The 14,899-nt window shown below is 58.8% G+C and carries 16 protein-coding genes; 10 read left to right on the top strand and 6 right to left on the bottom strand.

Annotated elements, in window-relative coordinates:
- Window positions 1–56: 56 nt before the first annotated feature.
- The gene (locus tag ACIO0C_RS20300) at window positions 57–1,133 is read left to right on the top strand and encodes an aminopeptidase (protein ID WP_401314817.1); all 1,077 of its coding nucleotides are present in this window, start codon (window positions 57–59) and stop codon (window positions 1,131–1,133) included.
- A gap of 125 nt (window positions 1,134–1,258) precedes the next feature.
- On the opposite strand, the gene ACIO0C_RS20295 is transcribed toward ACIO0C_RS20300, so the two are convergent.
- Window positions 1,259–1,909 carry an HAD family hydrolase gene (locus tag ACIO0C_RS20295; protein WP_401314816.1) on the bottom strand — a complete coding sequence of 217 codons (651 nt, stop codon included), beginning with the start codon at window positions 1,907–1,909 and terminating at the stop codon, window positions 1,259–1,261.
- A 28-nt stretch (window positions 1,910–1,937) separates the two neighbouring features.
- Entirely contained in the window at window positions 1,938–2,483 is a 546-nt protein-coding gene (locus tag ACIO0C_RS20290; RefSeq protein ID WP_008064772.1) for a gamma carbonic anhydrase family protein, read from the bottom strand.
- Between the two features lie 89 nt (window positions 2,484–2,572).
- On the opposite strand from ACIO0C_RS20290, the gene prlC reads away from it, so the two are divergent.
- Both prlC and ACIO0C_RS20280 read left to right on the top strand, forming a co-directional pair.
- The gene (gene prlC / locus ACIO0C_RS20285) at window positions 2,573–4,624 is read left to right on the top strand and encodes an oligopeptidase A (RefSeq protein ID WP_401314815.1); all 2,052 of its coding nucleotides are present in this window, start codon (window positions 2,573–2,575) and stop codon (window positions 4,622–4,624) included.
- Complete coding sequence (locus tag ACIO0C_RS20280; protein ID WP_008064765.1) at window positions 4,621–4,908, top strand: YheV family putative zinc ribbon protein; 288 nt, start codon at window positions 4,621–4,623, stop codon at window positions 4,906–4,908. The genes prlC and ACIO0C_RS20280 overlap by 4 nt, the downstream gene beginning before the upstream one ends.
- A gap of 61 nt (window positions 4,909–4,969) precedes the next feature.
- On the opposite strand, the gene ACIO0C_RS20275 is transcribed toward ACIO0C_RS20280, so the two are convergent.
- A complete protein-coding gene (locus ACIO0C_RS20275; RefSeq protein WP_401314814.1) occupies window positions 4,970–5,275 on the bottom strand; it encodes a hypothetical protein in 306 nt (101 codons plus the stop codon).
- Between the two features lie 23 nt (window positions 5,276–5,298).
- Complete coding sequence (locus ACIO0C_RS20270) at window positions 5,299–5,457, bottom strand: hypothetical protein (RefSeq protein ID WP_401314813.1); 159 nt, start codon at window positions 5,455–5,457, stop codon at window positions 5,299–5,301.
- A gap of 13 nt (window positions 5,458–5,470) precedes the next feature.
- Between ACIO0C_RS20270 and ACIO0C_RS20265 the strand changes: the two genes are divergently transcribed.
- The 3 genes from ACIO0C_RS20265 (at window position 5,471) to ACIO0C_RS20255 (ending at window position 9,122) form a co-directional block, all read left to right on the top strand.
- Window positions 5,471–6,529 carry a PA0069 family radical SAM protein gene (locus ACIO0C_RS20265; RefSeq protein WP_401314812.1) on the top strand — a complete coding sequence of 353 codons (1,059 nt, stop codon included), beginning with the start codon at window positions 5,471–5,473 and terminating at the stop codon, window positions 6,527–6,529.
- 241 nt (window positions 6,530–6,770) lie between these two features.
- On the top strand, window positions 6,771–7,502 hold the full coding sequence (locus ACIO0C_RS20260) for a carbonic anhydrase (protein ID WP_401314811.1): 732 nt from the start codon (window positions 6,771–6,773) through the stop codon (window positions 7,500–7,502).
- Window positions 7,503–7,592: 90 nt separating this feature from the next.
- The gene (locus tag ACIO0C_RS20255; RefSeq protein WP_401314810.1) at window positions 7,593–9,122 is read left to right on the top strand and encodes a SulP family inorganic anion transporter; all 1,530 of its coding nucleotides are present in this window, start codon (window positions 7,593–7,595) and stop codon (window positions 9,120–9,122) included.
- 127 nt (window positions 9,123–9,249) lie between these two features.
- Here ACIO0C_RS20255 and ACIO0C_RS20250 read toward each other — a convergent pair whose 3' ends face one another.
- On the bottom strand, window positions 9,250–9,900 hold the full coding sequence (locus ACIO0C_RS20250; RefSeq protein ID WP_401314809.1) for a hypothetical protein: 651 nt from the start codon (window positions 9,898–9,900) through the stop codon (window positions 9,250–9,252).
- A 369-nt stretch (window positions 9,901–10,269) separates the two neighbouring features.
- Here ACIO0C_RS20250 and coxB point away from each other — a divergent pair, with 369 nt between their 5' ends.
- The 4 genes from coxB (at window position 10,270) to ACIO0C_RS20230 (ending at window position 14,648) form a co-directional block, all read left to right on the top strand.
- Entirely contained in the window at window positions 10,270–11,397 is a 1,128-nt protein-coding gene (coxB, locus tag ACIO0C_RS20245; RefSeq protein WP_401314808.1) for a cytochrome c oxidase subunit II, read from the top strand.
- An 82-nt stretch (window positions 11,398–11,479) separates the two neighbouring features.
- A complete protein-coding gene (ctaD, locus tag ACIO0C_RS20240; protein ID WP_008064745.1) occupies window positions 11,480–13,078 on the top strand; it encodes a cytochrome c oxidase subunit I in 1,599 nt (532 codons plus the stop codon).
- Window positions 13,079–13,183: 105 nt separating this feature from the next.
- On the top strand, window positions 13,184–13,735 hold the full coding sequence (locus ACIO0C_RS20235; RefSeq protein ID WP_179054896.1) for a cytochrome c oxidase assembly protein: 552 nt from the start codon (window positions 13,184–13,186) through the stop codon (window positions 13,733–13,735).
- Window positions 13,736–13,760: 25 nt separating this feature from the next.
- Window positions 13,761–14,648 carry a cytochrome c oxidase subunit 3 gene (locus ACIO0C_RS20230; RefSeq protein WP_401314807.1) on the top strand — a complete coding sequence of 296 codons (888 nt, stop codon included), beginning with the start codon at window positions 13,761–13,763 and terminating at the stop codon, window positions 14,646–14,648.
- A gap of 24 nt (window positions 14,649–14,672) precedes the next feature.
- Here the strand turns inward: ACIO0C_RS20230 and ACIO0C_RS20225 are convergent, their stop codons facing one another.
- Window positions 14,673–14,876 carry a twin transmembrane helix small protein gene (locus ACIO0C_RS20225; RefSeq protein ID WP_008064738.1) on the bottom strand — a complete coding sequence of 68 codons (204 nt, stop codon included), beginning with the start codon at window positions 14,874–14,876 and terminating at the stop codon, window positions 14,673–14,675.
- Window positions 14,877–14,899 lie beyond the last annotated feature (23 nt).

Here is a 14,899-nt window from a genome sequence, read left to right as displayed (position 1 = left end):
GAGCTCCAGTCAAGCGGGATAGTCTTGCGAGCAGACTCTCCAAGGATTTTTTTATTTTGATCAGGCCGCGTCGAAGCCTTGGGTTACTTGATCGCGTTTTACGCATTTTGTTTCCGGGTGTGTTGTTTTTGTTGCTCAACGGTTGTTCCAGCGTCAGCTACTACAGTCAGTTGGCCAATGGCCAGTTGCAATTGCTGCGGGCACGGGAGCCTGTTGCCCGCGTGATTGCCGATCCGCAGCGCGACCAGAAACTGCGCGCGCACCTGGCCCAATCACAAAAGGCCCGGACCTTCGCCAGCCAGCAACTGCACTTGCCGGATAATCAGAGTTACCGCTTGTATGCCGACATTGGCCGTCCCTATGTAGTCTGGAACGTGTTTGTCACACCGGAATTTTCCCTGAAGCCACAAAACCATTGCTTCCCCATCGCCGGTTGCGTGGCTTATCGCGGTTTTTACAGCCAGAGCGCGGCTCGCGGCGAGGCGGCGTTGCAGCGCCTGCAAGGGATGGACGTGTCCATTGGTGGAGTAGAAGCCTATTCGACCCTGGGCTGGTTCAACGATCCGATCATGAACTCAATGATGGGCTGGGGCGATGAACGCCTGGCCACGCTGATCTTTCATGAACTCGCGCACCAGCGCGTCTATGTGAAAGATGACACTGAGTTCAACGAGTCATTCGCCACCTTCGTCGAGCAGGAAGGTACCCGCCAATGGCGGGCTTACCGTAGCCTGCCACCCGAAAGCGGGACAAAGGCGCAACAACGGGACCAATTCATTGAGCTGATTCTGGACACCCGCACCCGGCTGGAAAAACTGTACAGCCTACCGCTGCCGCCCGAGCAAATGCGCCAGCGTAAAGCCGAGGCGTTCGAACAGTTGCGCGCCGAATATCGACAGATGCGTGATACCCAATGGGCTGGGGACAAACGCTACGACACGTGGATCAATGCGCCGATGAACAATGCGCGGCTGTTGCCGTTAGGTCTTTACGACCAGTGGGTGCCAGCGTTTGCTGCGTTGTTCAAGCAGGAGGGTGGGGATTGGGTGAGGTTTTATGCGCGGGTCGAGAAGTTGGGTGCGTTGCCGGTTGGTGAGCGCAAGGCGGCGCTGAAGGATTTGGCTGGATCCTAAATCTTTGGTGGCGGTGAGGCCCTCTTCGCGGGCAAGCCCGCTCCCACGGGTTTCTATGTCGATCCCACTTTTGCAGGTCTACACAAATCACTGTGGGAGCGAGCTTGCTCGCGATGGCGTACCGATTAACGTCGCAAAAACGCCTGATGCATCTCTTCCAACGTTTGAAAATGATAGGCCGGTGCTTCAGCGCTCAACTCTTCCCGACTACCGAACCCATACCCTACGGCCGCCGCGTCCAGCCCGTTACTCCGCGCTCCGATCAGGTCGTGCTTGCGGTCGCCGATCATCAGGGTACTCGCCGGGTCGAGGCCTTCTTCAGCCATCAAATGGGCGATCAATTCGACTTTATGGGTGCGGGTGCCGTCCAGTTCGCTGCCGTAGATCACCTTGAAGTGTTTGGCGAAGTCGAAATGGCGGGCGATTTCCCGGGCGAAGACCCAGGGTTTGGAGGTCGCGATATACAGCTGTCGCCCTTGCCCACCCAGGGTTTCGAGCAGCGGCGTGACACCGTCGAACACCCGGTTTTCGTATAACCCGGTGACCTTGAATCGTTCCCGGTAGAAGTTCACCGCCTCCCAGGCCTTGGCCTCGTCAAAGTCATAGAACTGCATGAAGGCCTGCAACAACGGCGGGCCGATGAAGTGTTCGAGCTTGGTCAGGTCGGGCTCATCGATGCCCAACTTACCCAGGGCAAACTGGATCGAACGGGTAATGCCTTCGCGCGGGTCGGTCAGGGTGCCATCGAGGTCGAACAGAACGGTTTGGTAATGCATGAAAATTCCTGGGCGATAGCGAGACGTTTCAGATCTGGTCGTAGCCTTCGGCCAAATGCAGATCCTTGAGCTTCACGTAGTTCGCCGCGCTGTAGGTGAAAAAGGCTTGTTCCTTGTCGGTCAGTGGCCGGATCTGTTTCACCGGGCTGCCCACATACAGGAAACCGCTTTCCAGCCGTTTGCCCGGTGGCACCAGGCTGCCGGCGCCGATGATCACATCGTCGGCGACCACCGCACCGTCCATGACGATGCTGCCCATGCCGATCAACACCCGACTGCCGACGGTGCAGCCATGCAGCATGACTTTGTGGGCGATGGTCACGTCATCGCCAATCAGCAGCGGGAAACCGTCGGGGTTGAACGGCCCGGCATGGGTGATGTGCAGCACACAGCCGTCCTGCACGCTGGTCCGCGCACCAATACGGATGCGGTGCATGTCGCCGCGGATCACCGTCAATGGCCACACCGAGCTGTCTTCGCCGATTTCAACATCGCCGATCACCACCGCCGAACTGTCGACAAAAGCGCCTTTGCCGAGCAACGGCGTGTGGTTCTGGTACTTGCGAAGGGACACGATAGGTTCTCTCTCTGTCGCTGATAGCTGCGGTGAGTGTCGATTGTAATTAAGATGGCTGCATGTTTCTTCCAGCCAAGGTGCCAACCGTGAGCGTGAACAACCCTCTTTTGCAGTCCTACGACCTGCCGCCGTTCTCCGCGATCCGTGCAGAGCACGTGCAACCGGCCATTGAACAGATCCTGGCTGACAACCGCGCCGCCATTATCGAGATCCTCAAGACCCAGGGCAAACAACCGACCTGGGCCGGCCTGGTGTTGGCCATGGACGAGCTCAACGACCGCCTGGGTGCGGCGTGGAGTCCGGTCAGCCACTTGAATGCCGTGTGCAACAGTGCCGAACTGCGTGAAGCCTACGAGGCCTGCCTGCCGGCCTTGAGCGCCTACTCCACGGAAATGGGCCAGAACCGTGAACTGTTCCAGGCCTATGAAGCCCTGGCCAACAGCACGGAATCCGCCGGTTTCGACGTAGCGCAGAAAACTATCCTGGAACACGCCCTGCGCGATTTCCGTCTGTCGGGTATCGACCTGCCGGAAGCCGAGCAGAAACGCTACGCCCAAGTGCAGAGCAAATTGTCGGAGTTGGGCAGCCGCTTCTCCAACCAACTGCTGGATGCCACCCAGGCCTGGACCAAGCACATCACCGACGAAGCCGCCCTCGTCGGCCTGACCGATTCAGCCAAGGCGCAAATGGCCGCCGCCGCGCAAGCCAAGGACCTCGATGGCTGGCTGATCACCCTGGAATTTCCGAGCTACTACGCGGTGATGACCTACGCCCACGACCGCGCCCTGCGCGAAGAAGTCTACGCTGCGTACTGCACCCGCGCGTCGGACCAGGGCCCGAATGCCGGCCAGAACGACAACGGCCCGGTCATGCAGGAAATCCTCGACCTGCGTCAGGAACTGGCGAAACTCCTGGGCTTCGCCAGCTTCTCGGAGTTGAGCCTGGCCACCAAGATGGCTGAATCCAGCGATCAGGTGCTGAGCTTCCTGCGCGACCTGGCCAAGCGCAGCAAACCGTTCGCCGCCCAGGACCTGGAACAGCTCAAGGCTTATGCCGCCGAGCAGGGTTGCCCCGACCTGCAAAGCTGGGACAGCGGCTTCTACGGCGAAAAACTTCGCGAGCAGCGTTACAGCGTTGCCCAGGAAGCCCTGCGTGCCTATTTCCCGATCGATAAAGTACTGGGCGGCCTGTTCGCCATCGTGCAACGCCTGTACGGCATCGAAATCGCCGAGCAGCAAGGCTTCGACACCTGGCACCCGGATGTGCGCCTGTTCGAAATCAAGGAAAACGGCCAGCACGTCGGCCGCTTCTTCTTCGATCTCTACGCCCGCGCCAACAAACGCGGTGGTGCCTGGATGGACGGTGCCCGCGATCGTCGCCGCACCGCCGAGGGCGTGCTGCAAAGCCCGGTGGCCAACCTGGTGTGCAACTTCACTCCAGCCGACAGTGGCAAGCCTGCGCTGCTGACCCACGATGAAGTCACCACCCTGTTCCACGAGTTCGGTCATGGCCTGCATCACCTGCTGACCCGCGTCGAACACGCCGGGGTGTCCGGCATCAACGGTGTGGCCTGGGACGCGGTCGAGCTGCCAAGCCAATTCATGGAAAACTGGTGCTGGGAGCCCGAGGGGCTGGCGCTGATCTCCGGTCACTATGAAACCGGCGAACCCCTGCCACAGGACCTGCTGCAGAAAATGCTCGCGGCAAAAAACTTCCAGTCCGGCCTGATGATGGTCCGCCAATTGGAGTTCTCGCTGTTCGACTTCGAACTGCACGCCACCCACGGTGATGGCCGCAGCGTACTGCAAGTGCTTGAAGGTGTGCGTGACGAGGTGTCGGTGATGCGTCCTCCGGCCTACAACCGTTTCCCTAACAGCTTCGCGCACATTTTTGCCGGTGGTTACGCAGCGGGTTACTACAGCTACAAATGGGCTGAGGTGCTCTCGGCCGATGCTTTCTCCAAATTCGAGGAAGAAGGCGTGCTCAATGCGGACACCGGCCGGGCGTTCCGCGAAGCGATCCTGGCGCGCGGCGGCTCTCAAGAGCCGATGGTGCTGTTCGTCGATTTCCGTGGTCGTGAGCCGTCGATTGACGCACTCTTGCGCCACAGCGGCCTGAGTGAGGGCGCGGCAGCATGAGTGAGAGTCCTGTGATTACCAAACGACGCTTTATCGCCGGCGCGGTTTGCCCGGCCTGCAGCGAGCCGGACAAATTGATGATGTGGAGCGAAGACGACGTACCGCACCGCGAGTGCGTGGCCTGCGGTTACTCCGATACGCTGAATGAACAAGGCCTGTCCGTTCCCAAGGAACTGGGCACCCGGGTCAACACTTCCGCACTCAAGCCTGCGGACACCAAGGTTCAGGCCGTGCAGTTTTTTCCGAATCCGAAGCTAAAGAAAAAGCCTGACGAACAACACTGAGTAGAAAAACAACACCTCTCACAGCGCAATGCCGTGGGAGGTGTCGCTTATCGAGCTTCAGTCAAGGCGTGGAAATGCTGACGTAGGCTTTGGCCAGCGCCAGCAATTTCATCATGTCCTCGGCGTCTATATCGCCGTCACCATCGACATCTTTTTTGAAGTTACGGATCTTGAATGATTGTCCCCCATCATTTGAGGAGGCGATGAGGGTTGTGGAGTCCAGCAAAGCGGTGGTCGTCGCGAAATTTTTTGCATCCCAAGTCTCTTCTTTCAATGCGAACTGCATCGATACAAGCACTTCATTTGGATTGATGGCACTCGGACCAAGTTTTTGTAAAAAAATACCGCGGCGATTAAACATCGACATAATCAAATCCCTTTAATTAATACTCAAATCAATGCATTGAGCCGCTGCAACGATACCGGTGCCTGGAGCGCTTCAACCAGACGCGATTTGTATCGTTCAATGACTTCGAAACCAGGCCGAAGAGCTGCCAGACGGCGCTGGTCACCCGAGCCTTTCACGTATACTGTATAGGCATACAGCATACGAGCAATCCCCATGAACGCGCCATTGCCCCCACGCGGTCGCGGCACCGCCACCAACCCGCACAACCGCTTTGCACCCCATCGCTCGGTGGCCGAGGACGACGGTTGGTACCAGGAAGCGCCGATGACCCAAGGCACCGAGGTGTCCATCGAGACCGCGAAAACCATCATCACCCGCAACAATTCACCGGACCTGCCCTTCGATCGATCGATCAATCCTTATCGCGGCTGCGAGCACGGTTGCATCTACTGTTATGCACGGCCCAGCCACGCCTATTGGGACATGTCGCCAGGTCTGGATTTCGAGACGAAGCTGATCGCCAAGACCAATGCAGCGGACATATTGGAAGAACAGCTCTCCAAACGTGGCTATCAATGCGCACCCATTAACCTGGGGTCCAATACCGATCCTTACCAGCCCATCGAACGCGAATACAAGATCACCCGCCAAACCCTCGAAGTGCTGCTGCGCTACCGTCATCCGGTGACAATCGTGACCAAAGGCTCGTTGATTCTGCGTGATCTGGACCTGCTGGCCGAACTCGCCCGGCAAAGGCTGGTGGCGGTGATGATCAGCCTGACCACGCTGGACGACGAGCTCAAGCGCATCCTCGAGCCCCGCGCTGCGGCCCCCAAGGCCCGACTTCGGGCGATAAGGGTGTTGCGCGAAGCGGGAGTTCCGGTTGGCGTACTGTGTTCACCCATGATTCCGATGATCAACGACAGCGAGATCGAAAACCTGCTCACAGAAGCCCATGCCGCGGGTGCACAGAGCGCCGCCTACATGATGTTGCGGTTGCCCCTGGAAGTAGCGCCCCTGTTCGAAGAATGGCTGGCGGCCCACTATCCGCAACGTGCCGCCCATGTCCTGAGCCTGATTCGCCAAAGCCGCGGCGGCGAGCTGTACGACAGCCGCTTTGGCGCACGCATGCGCGGTGAAGGCCCCTTTGCCGATTTGTTGGCACAACGTTTTGCCAAGGCCATCAAGCGCCTGGGGCTCAACCATCGGGAAGGTTTTAACCTGGACTGCGAAGCCTTCTGTCCGCCGGGTCGCCAAATGTCATTGATTTGAGGACAATTAGCCTATTGTTGAATACTGGGAAAGGCGCTCAACTTTTTCGCCAGTCACGTTTTTTGTGACCTGGAACACAGGTTCTAGAGCGGTCTATTCAGTTTGAGTTAAGATTCGACGGCTACCTTGTTCATCGAGTGACTGACGGGTCGATTGACGACCTGGATGTTTTTTTAAACAGCCACTGGCTTCACACCGGACAAAACGGGAATATCCCTGACTCCGCTAAAGAGGATGAATCATGAGTGACAAGGATAAACAGCCGTTGGCTGCGTCGGCTTCTGCCCAACCCGAGGCGGAAACCGCCGATGCAGCGCTGCAGCATATCGTTGACGGCTTTTTGCATTTTCATCATGAGATCTTTCCGCAACAGGAAGAACTCTTCAAAAAACTCGCCACGGCCCAGCAGCCACGGGCGATGTTCATTACCTGCGCCGACTCGCGCATCGTACCCGAGCTCATCACCCACAGCTCGCCTGGCGACCTGTTCGTCACCCGCAACGTGGGTAACGTTGTGCCACCTTACGGGCAAATGAACGGTGGCGTTTCCACCGCTATCGAGTACGCCGTGCTGGCACTTGGCGTGCATCACATCATCATTTGCGGGCACTCCGATTGCGGCGCCATGCGCGCGGTGCTCAACCCGCAAAGCCTGGAAAAGATGCCCACGGTCAAAGCCTGGCTGCGGCACGCCGAAGTGGCCAAGACCATGGTCCAGGAAAACTGCAACTGCGCTGACGAAAACGAAAGCATGCACATCCTCACCGAGGAAAACGTGATTGCGCAGCTGCAGCATTTGCGCACTCACCCCTCGGTAGCATCGCGCATGGCCAATGGTCAGTTGTTCATCCACGGTTGGGTCTACAACATCGAAACCAGTGAAATAAAAGCCTACGACGCCGACAAGGGTTGTTTCCTGCCGCTCAATGGCAGCCTGCCTATTCCGGTCGCGACGCCCAAAGCGCGCTTCTAAATCCTCCTAAATACCCGTGTGGTTTAGTCGAGGCTGCCGATCAGGCAGCCTGGCTTCGCCATGCCTGAAGAAAACTTCGGGAGAATCATCATGCGTGCTGCGCAACTTAAAGCTGTGCTGCCACGGGAGCTGTTGGCTTCGGTGGTTGTGTTTCTGGTCGCCCTGCCCCTGTGCATGGGCATTGCCATTGCTTCGGGACTGCCGCCGGCCAAAGGCCTGATCACCGGGATCATCGGTGGACTGGTAGTCGGCTGGCTGGCTGGCTCGCCGTTGCAAGTCAGTGGCCCTGCGGCAGGCCTGGCGGTGTTGGTGTTCGAACTGGTCCGCCAGCATGGCGTGGCCATGCTCGGGCCGATCCTGCTGTTGGCGGGCTTTTTACAACTGGTGGCCGGGCGCTTGAAGCTGGGCTGCTGGTTTCGCGTGACAGCGCCCGCCGTTGTCTACGGCATGCTCGCCGGGATCGGGGTGCTGATCGTCCTGTCACAGCTGCACGTGATGCTGGACGCCACGCCCAAGCCCTCGGGGCTGGATAACCTGGTAGCCTTCCCGGCCGCTGTGGCTCAGGCTTTGCCATCCATTGGCTGGCAGGCTGGTTTGCTCGGGCTGGGAACGATCGCTGTCATGTGGCTATGGGAAAGGCTGCGTCCCACGTCCCTGCGCTTTGTTCCTGGCGCGCTACTTGGGGTCGGGATCGCTACCGTCGTCAGCCTGGTCTTGGCGCTGCAAGTCAAACGGGTGGTAGTGCCGGCCAATCTGGCCGAAGCCATCGACTGGCTGAAGCCTGCGGACTTGCTAAACCTGGCTGACCCTGCGCTGCTGATCGCGGCTTTCGCGGTAGCTTTCATCGCCAGCGCCGAAACCCTGCTATCCGCCGCCGCAGTCGACCGCATGCACAGCGGTCAACGTTCGGACTTCGACCGCGAGCTGTCTGCCCAAGGCGTCGGCAACATGCTTTGCGGATTGCTCGGCGCGTTGCCGATGACCGGGGTCATCGTACGCAGCTCGGCCAACGTCCAAGCTGGTGCAACCACGCGCTATTCGACGATTTTCCACGGATTGTGGCTGCTGGCGTTCGTGATGTTGCTGTCGAGCGTGCTGCAAAGCATTCCCGTGGCGAGCCTGGCCGGTGTGTTGGTTTACACGGGTTTCAAACTGGTCGACCTCAAGGCTTTTCGCGGTTTGGGTCGATACGGTCGAATGCCGATGTTCACCTACGCCGCAACGGCCCTGGCGATCATCTTCACCGACTTGCTGACAGGCGTGCTGATCGGCTTCGGCTTGACTCTGGTGAAACTCGCGCTGAAAGCCTCACGGCTGAAAATCAGCCTGATCGGCCTGCCGCAGGACGGGGAAATGGAGCTGCGCCTGGTGGGTGCGGCGACCTTTCTCAAGGTGCCGGCATTAACCCGGGTACTGGGCAGCATTCCAGCGGGTGCGACGGTGCATGTACCGCTCAATAACCTGAGCTACATCGATCATTCGTGTCTGGAGCTGCTGGAGGAATGGGGACGGGCCAATGCGGCCAAGGGTTCGAAGTTGTTGATCGAATCGCGCGGGTTGAAGCGTAGGTTGGAAGGGCGGGTGCGAACTACGGTTGGTGTCGGATCGCCAGCGGTATAACAACAATGCCCTGTGTAGGAGCGAGCTTGCTCGCGATGGACTCAAGAGCGCCGCGTTTAGTCAGTAAACACGCGTTATCGTTAACGACCATCGCGAGCAAGCTCGCTCCTACAAGGGTAATGCGAACTTACGCCACCGGCTGTTCCAGATCCAGGCCCACGCCCAGGCGGCGGGACATGCACGGCCAGCGCTTCCACGCGGCGCCAGTGTCCGGACTGCTGAGTTTCTCGCGGTAGGCTTCGACCGATTCCAGTGCAAAGCTGTCGTCGTTAAGCATTTCGTCCACGGCGTGATGCACCGCTTCGTCCAGTTGGTTGGCAAACTCCTCACCGATCAACTGGTGAGCAATCAGGTTGGCGACAGTCATGTCCAAGGGGATCAGTGGCTGGCCAAGATGCTTGATGTACAGGTCGTTGACCTCTTCGACGAACCGGTGCGCCAGATAGGCTTCGTCCAGCAGGCTGTCGAGCCCGACGTGCCCGGCCATGATCGCCGGCGGCTGGATGAAGTACTGCTCGGCTATTTTCAGCACCGGTTTGATCTGTGATTCGATGCCCGCTTCCCTGGCGACCTCGTTGGCTGCATCCAGCAGGTCTGGCACTTCATCGATATAGGCGGCGACAAAACGCGCCAGTACGCCGTTGGCATCAGCCTCCGGTAACTGGATCGCGCGGTGTAGATGAGGCAGTTGGGTTTCCAGCTGACGCGTCAGCAGGTCGGTCTCGGCTTCATGTTGTTGGGCTTTTTGGATCTGCTCGCGCAATGCGGCGGTGTTCATGAAAACTCCAGGAAACAAGGCAATGAAATAGGGAAGACATAACTTAGCTGGCTTACGAAAAATGCTAAGACGCATTTGTCATAATTGTTTCATCCTTGAGACGTCTCCGTTATATCGGTTCGCCACCACTCGTCTGCATCCTTCTCCATTCGTGCCCTGCAAAGCAAGTTAATGCTGTTTCAGATGATTTACGTCAGCACATTGCGAGGTGAGAGTCGCTGTCTATACTCGGGTTGGAATGGAGTTAGCTGATGACGCCCGACTGCAATGCAGCAAGGCCCGGCGATTCAAGTTCGTAGTCTGATGCAGCCGCTCCCTTGCCGCAGGTGAAAGCCGGCGGGATAACAAGAACGATAAGGGGAACCCGCAATGATGCGACATCCACATGTCTGGATGGGCCTCCTGTTGTGGTCGATTTTCAGTCAGGCGCAAGCGGCCTGGACTGTGAATATGGCGCCTGGAGCGACTGAAATCAGTCACGCTGTGTTTGACCTGCACATGACCATTTTCTGGATCTGTGTAGTGATCGGCATCATCGTCTTTGGCGCCATGTTCTGGTCGATGATCCTGCACCGCCGCTCTACCGGGCAGGTGGCGGCAAAATTTCATGAAAGTACCGCCGTCGAAATCCTCTGGACCATCGTGCCCTTCATCATTCTGGTGGCCATGGCGGTTCCGGCGACTGCCACCCTGATCAAGATGTACGACGCCAGTGAGCCTGATATCGATATCCAGGTCACCGGCTATCAGTGGAAATGGCATTACAAGTACCTGGGCCAGGACGTTGAGTTCTTCAGCAACCTGGCCACTCCCGCCGATCAGATCAACAACAAGGAAGCCAAGAGCGAGCACTACCTGCTCGAGGTCGACAAGCCGCTGGTGCTTCCGATCGGCGCCAAGGTGCGCTTTTTGGTGACCTCCGCCGACGTGATCCACTCCTGGTGGGTGCCGGCCTTCGCGGTCAAGCGCGATGCGATCCCGGGGTTCGTCAACGAAGCCTGGACCCGTATCGAAAAACCCGGCGTTTACCGCGGCCAATGCGCCGAGCTGTGCGGCAAGGATCACGGGTTCATGCCGATCGTGGTCGAGGTCAAGGACAAGCCCGATTACGAAAAATGGTTGGCTGAACGCAAGGCCGAAGCTGCGCAACTCAAGGAGCTGACCAGCAAGGAATGGACCCTCGACGAGCTCAAGGAGCGCGGTGACAAGGTCTATCACACCTCCTGCGTGGCCTGTCACCAGGCCGAAGGCCAGGGTCTGCCGCCCATGTTCCCGGCACTCAAGGGCTCGAAAATCGCCACCGGACCGATCAAGGATCACCTGGGCATTGTCTTCCATGGCAAGCCTGGCACCGCCATGGCGGCGTTCGGCAAGCAACTGTCGGAAGTCGATATCGCAGCGGTCGTGACCTACGAGCGTAACGCCTGGGGCAACAACAAGGGCGACATGGTCACCCCCAAAGAAGTGCTGGAGCTGAAACAGGCGCAAAGCCAATGACCCGGTCTATTGCGCACCCAAGGAACCCGTCGGGGCATCGTGCCCCGACCTGCCCAGCCCATCTGCTTGCAGGAGACAGGACATGACTGTTGTAGTCGATGACCATGTTCAGACCGGCACTGCCCACGAGCACGCCCACGGCCCCGCCAAAGGCCTGATGCGCTGGGTGCTGACTACCAACCACAAGGACATCGGTACGCTGTACCTGTGGTTTGCGTTTTCCATGTTCTTGCTCGGCGGTTCGTTCGCGATGGTGATACGCGCCGAACTGTTCCAGCCAGGGTTGCAGATCGTCCAGCCGGAATTCTTCAACCAGATGACCACCATGCACGGCCTGGTGATGGTCTTCGGTGCGGTGATGCCGGCCTTTGTCGGCCTTGCCAACTGGATGGTCCCGCTGATGATCGGCGCACCCGACATGGCGCTGCCGCGGATGAACAACTTCAGCTTCTGGCTGTTGCCAGCGGCCTTCATCCTGCTGGTTTCGACCCTGTTCACCCCGGGCGGCGGCCCCAACTTCGGCTGGACGTTCTACGCGCCGCTGTCGACGACCTATGCACCGGAAAGCGTGACGTTCTTCATCTTCGCCATCCACTTGATGGGGATCAGTTCGATCATGGGTGCGATCAACGTGATCGCCACCATTCTCAATCTGCGCGCCCCCGGCATGACGTTGATGAAAATGCCGCTGTTCGTCTGGACCTGGTTGATCACCGCGTTCCTGCTGATCGCGGTGATGCCGGTACTGGCCGGCTGCGTAACGATGATGCTGATGGACATCCACTTCGGTACCAGCTTCTTCAGTGCCGCCGGTGGCGGTGACCCGGTGCTGTTCCAGCATGTGTTCTGGTTTTTCGGCCACCCCGAGGTGTACATCATGATCCTGCCGGCCTTCGGTGCCGTCAGCTCGATCATTCCGGCCTTCTCGCGCAAACCCCTGTTCGGCTACACCTCGATGGTCTACGCCACGGCATCTATTGCCTTCCTGTCGTTCATCGTCTGGGCGCACCACATGTTCGTGGTCGGCATTCCGCTGGTGGGCGAGCTGTTCTTCATGTACGCCACGTTGCTAATCGCAGTACCCACCGGGGTCAAGGTGTTCAACTGGGCCAGTACCATGTGGCAGGGTTCGCTGACCTTCGAGACGCCGATGCTGTTCGCCGTGGCGTTCGTGATCCTGTTTTCCATTGGCGGTTTCTCCGGGCTGATGCTGGCCATCGCCCCGGCGGACTTCCAGTACCAGGACACCTACTTCGTGGTCGCGCACTTCCACTACGTGCTGGTACCGGGGGCGATCTTCGGGATCTTCGCCTCGGCTTATTACTGGATGCCGAAGTGGACCGGCCACATGTACGACGAAACCCTCGGCAAGCTGCACTTCTGGCTGTCGTTCATCGGCATGAACATGGCCTTCTTCCCGATGCACTTCGTCGGGCTTGCGGGCATGCCGCGACGGATTCCGGACTACAACCTGCAATTCGCCGACTTCAACATGGTGTCGTCGATCGGCGCATTCATGTTCGGTGCAACGCAGATCTTCTTCCTGTTCATCGTGATCAAGACCATTCGCGGTGGCCCGCCTGCACCGGCAAAACCGTGGGATGGAGCTGAAGGCCTGGAGTGGAGCATTCCGTCACCGGCGCCGTATCACACCTTCACCACGCCGCCGGAAGTGAAATGACTGTGGGAGCGAGCTTGCTCGCGATTCATGCGACGCGGTGTGCCAGATACACCGCCATCGCGAGCAAGCTCGCTCCCACAGGGTTCTCGGCAGAGGTTTGGAATCATGGCTGACTCGATTTCGATGAAGAAACTGGTCACCCGCCTGTTACTGGTGGTGGTAGCGATGTTTATCTTCGGCTTTGCCCTGGTGCCGATCTACGACGTGATGTGCAAGGCATTCGGCATCAACGGCAAGACCGCCGGGCAGTACGAGGGCGAACAAACGGTCGATACCTCGCGGCAGGTTCGCGTGCAGTTCCTGTCGACCAACTCTGCCGACATGTCCTGGGACTTCTATCCCAAGCACGATGAATTGACGGCCAACCCCGGGGCAGTGAACGAGATGATTTTCATCGCGCACAACCCTACCGATCGCCCGATGAGCGCCCAGGCCGTACCGAGCATTGCGCCCAGCGCGGCGGCGGCGTACTTCCACAAGACCGAATGCTTCTGCTTTACCCAACAAGTGCTGCAGCCCGGTCAACGAATCGAGATGCCGGTACGTTTCATCGTTGACCGCGACATGCCCAAGGATGTGAAGCACCTGACGCTGTCCTACACGCTGTTCGATATCACCGCCCGACATCCACCGGTCGCAGTAAATGCTGGCGGTTGAGCGTGCCCGATAAGGAGAACAATAAATGGCAACTCATGAACATTATTACGTTCCGGCCCAGAGCAAATGGCCGATCATCGCTACGGTCGGGATGTTCGTCACGGTGTTCGGCCTGGCCACCTGGTTCAACGATCTGAAAGCGGCGCGCCCGGAATCCCACGGCCCGTTGATCTTTTTCGTCGGCGGCCTGATGCTGGCCTACATGCTCTTTGGCTGGTTCGGTACGGTGATCAAGGAAAGTCGCGGCGGCCTGTACAGCGCGCAGATGGATCGCTCGTTCCGCTGGGGCATGAGCTGGTTCATTTTCTCGGAGGTGATGTTCTTCATCGCCTTTTTCGGTGCGCTGTTTTATGTGCGCCACGTCTCCGGTCCCGCCCTGGGTGGCGAAGGTACCAAAGGTCTCGCCCACATGCTGTGGCCTGCCTTCGAGTGGACCTGGCCACTGCTGAACAACCCCGATTCCAAGCTGTTCCCACCCCCCAAGGAGGTCATCAGCCCCTGGGGATTGCCGCTGCTCAATACCGTGATACTGGTGAGCTCCAGCGTTACCGTGACCATCGCCCACCATGCCTTGAAAAAGGGCCATCGCGGTGCGCTGAAGATCTGGCTGGCGCTCACTGTGCTGCTGGGCTGCGCGTTCCTCGGCTTTCAGGCCGAAGAATACATGCACGCCTATCACGAACTGGGCCTGACCCTGGGTTCGGGCATCTACGGCGCCACGTTCTTCATGCTCACCGGGTTCCACGGCGCCCACGTGACCATGGGCACCGTCATCCTGTTCGTGATGCTGATGCGGGTCATGCGTGGGCACTTCGACAGCGAACATCAATTCGGCTTCGAGGCGGCGAGTTGGTACTGGCACTTCGTGGATGTGGTGTGGATCGGGCTGTTCGTTTTTGTCTATGTGCTGTAGGAGCGAGCATGCTCGCTCCTACAGTTACCAGGGCGCGTGAGATACAAGCTGGCCGCTGAAAAAACCCCAGGCGATCAAGCCGACGGTGATGGCGGCCAGGGCCACACGAACACTCAAGGCAATGACGAGGCGGTTCGAGCTGCTGTCGTCCTTGACCAGAAAAAACAGGCCGCTGAACAGGCTGACAACCGTGGCAATCAGCATCAGGACGATGGCTGCTTTGAGCATGGTGAGACTCCGGGGGACAAGCG

The sequence above is a fragment of the Pseudomonas sp. NPDC087336 genome (genome assembly GCF_044744285.1).
Lineage (GTDB): Bacteria > Pseudomonadota > Gammaproteobacteria > Pseudomonadales > Pseudomonadaceae > Aquipseudomonas.
Note: the sequence above shows the minus strand (reverse complement) of the source record. Positions and strands in the feature narration are given on the sequence as shown.

What these genes read in the sequence shown, in the direction of transcription:
- ACIO0C_RS20265 (WP_401314812.1), top strand. Translation starts at nt 5,471, where the DNA reads ATGAACGCGCCATTGCCCCCACGCGGTCGCGGCACCGCCACCAACCCG.
- ACIO0C_RS20260 (WP_401314811.1), top strand. Translation starts at nt 6,771, where the DNA reads ATGAGTGACAAGGATAAACAGCCGTTGGCTGCGTCGGCTTCTGCCCAA.
- ACIO0C_RS20295 (WP_401314816.1), bottom strand. Translation starts at nt 1,909, where the DNA reads ATGCATTACCAAACCGTTCTGTTCGACCTCGATGGCACCCTGACCGAC.
- coxB (WP_401314808.1), top strand. Translation starts at nt 10,270, where the DNA reads ATGATGCGACATCCACATGTCTGGATGGGCCTCCTGTTGTGGTCGATT.
- ACIO0C_RS20230 (WP_401314807.1), top strand. Translation starts at nt 13,761, where the DNA reads ATGGCAACTCATGAACATTATTACGTTCCGGCCCAGAGCAAATGGCCG.
- ACIO0C_RS20255 (WP_401314810.1), top strand. Translation starts at nt 7,593, where the DNA reads ATGCGTGCTGCGCAACTTAAAGCTGTGCTGCCACGGGAGCTGTTGGCT.
- ACIO0C_RS20275 (WP_401314814.1), bottom strand. Translation starts at nt 5,275, where the DNA reads ATGTCGATGTTTAATCGCCGCGGTATTTTTTTACAAAAACTTGGTCCG.
- ctaD (WP_008064745.1), top strand. Translation starts at nt 11,480, where the DNA reads ATGACTGTTGTAGTCGATGACCATGTTCAGACCGGCACTGCCCACGAG.
- ACIO0C_RS20225 (WP_008064738.1), bottom strand. Translation starts at nt 14,876, where the DNA reads ATGCTCAAAGCAGCCATCGTCCTGATGCTGATTGCCACGGTTGTCAGC.
- ACIO0C_RS20250 (WP_401314809.1), bottom strand. Translation starts at nt 9,900, where the DNA reads ATGAACACCGCCGCATTGCGCGAGCAGATCCAAAAAGCCCAACAACAT.
- ACIO0C_RS20270 (WP_401314813.1), bottom strand. Translation starts at nt 5,457, where the DNA reads ATGCTGTATGCCTATACAGTATACGTGAAAGGCTCGGGTGACCAGCGC.
- ACIO0C_RS20280 (WP_008064765.1), top strand. Translation starts at nt 4,621, where the DNA reads ATGAGTGAGAGTCCTGTGATTACCAAACGACGCTTTATCGCCGGCGCG.
- ACIO0C_RS20235 (WP_179054896.1), top strand. Translation starts at nt 13,184, where the DNA reads ATGGCTGACTCGATTTCGATGAAGAAACTGGTCACCCGCCTGTTACTG.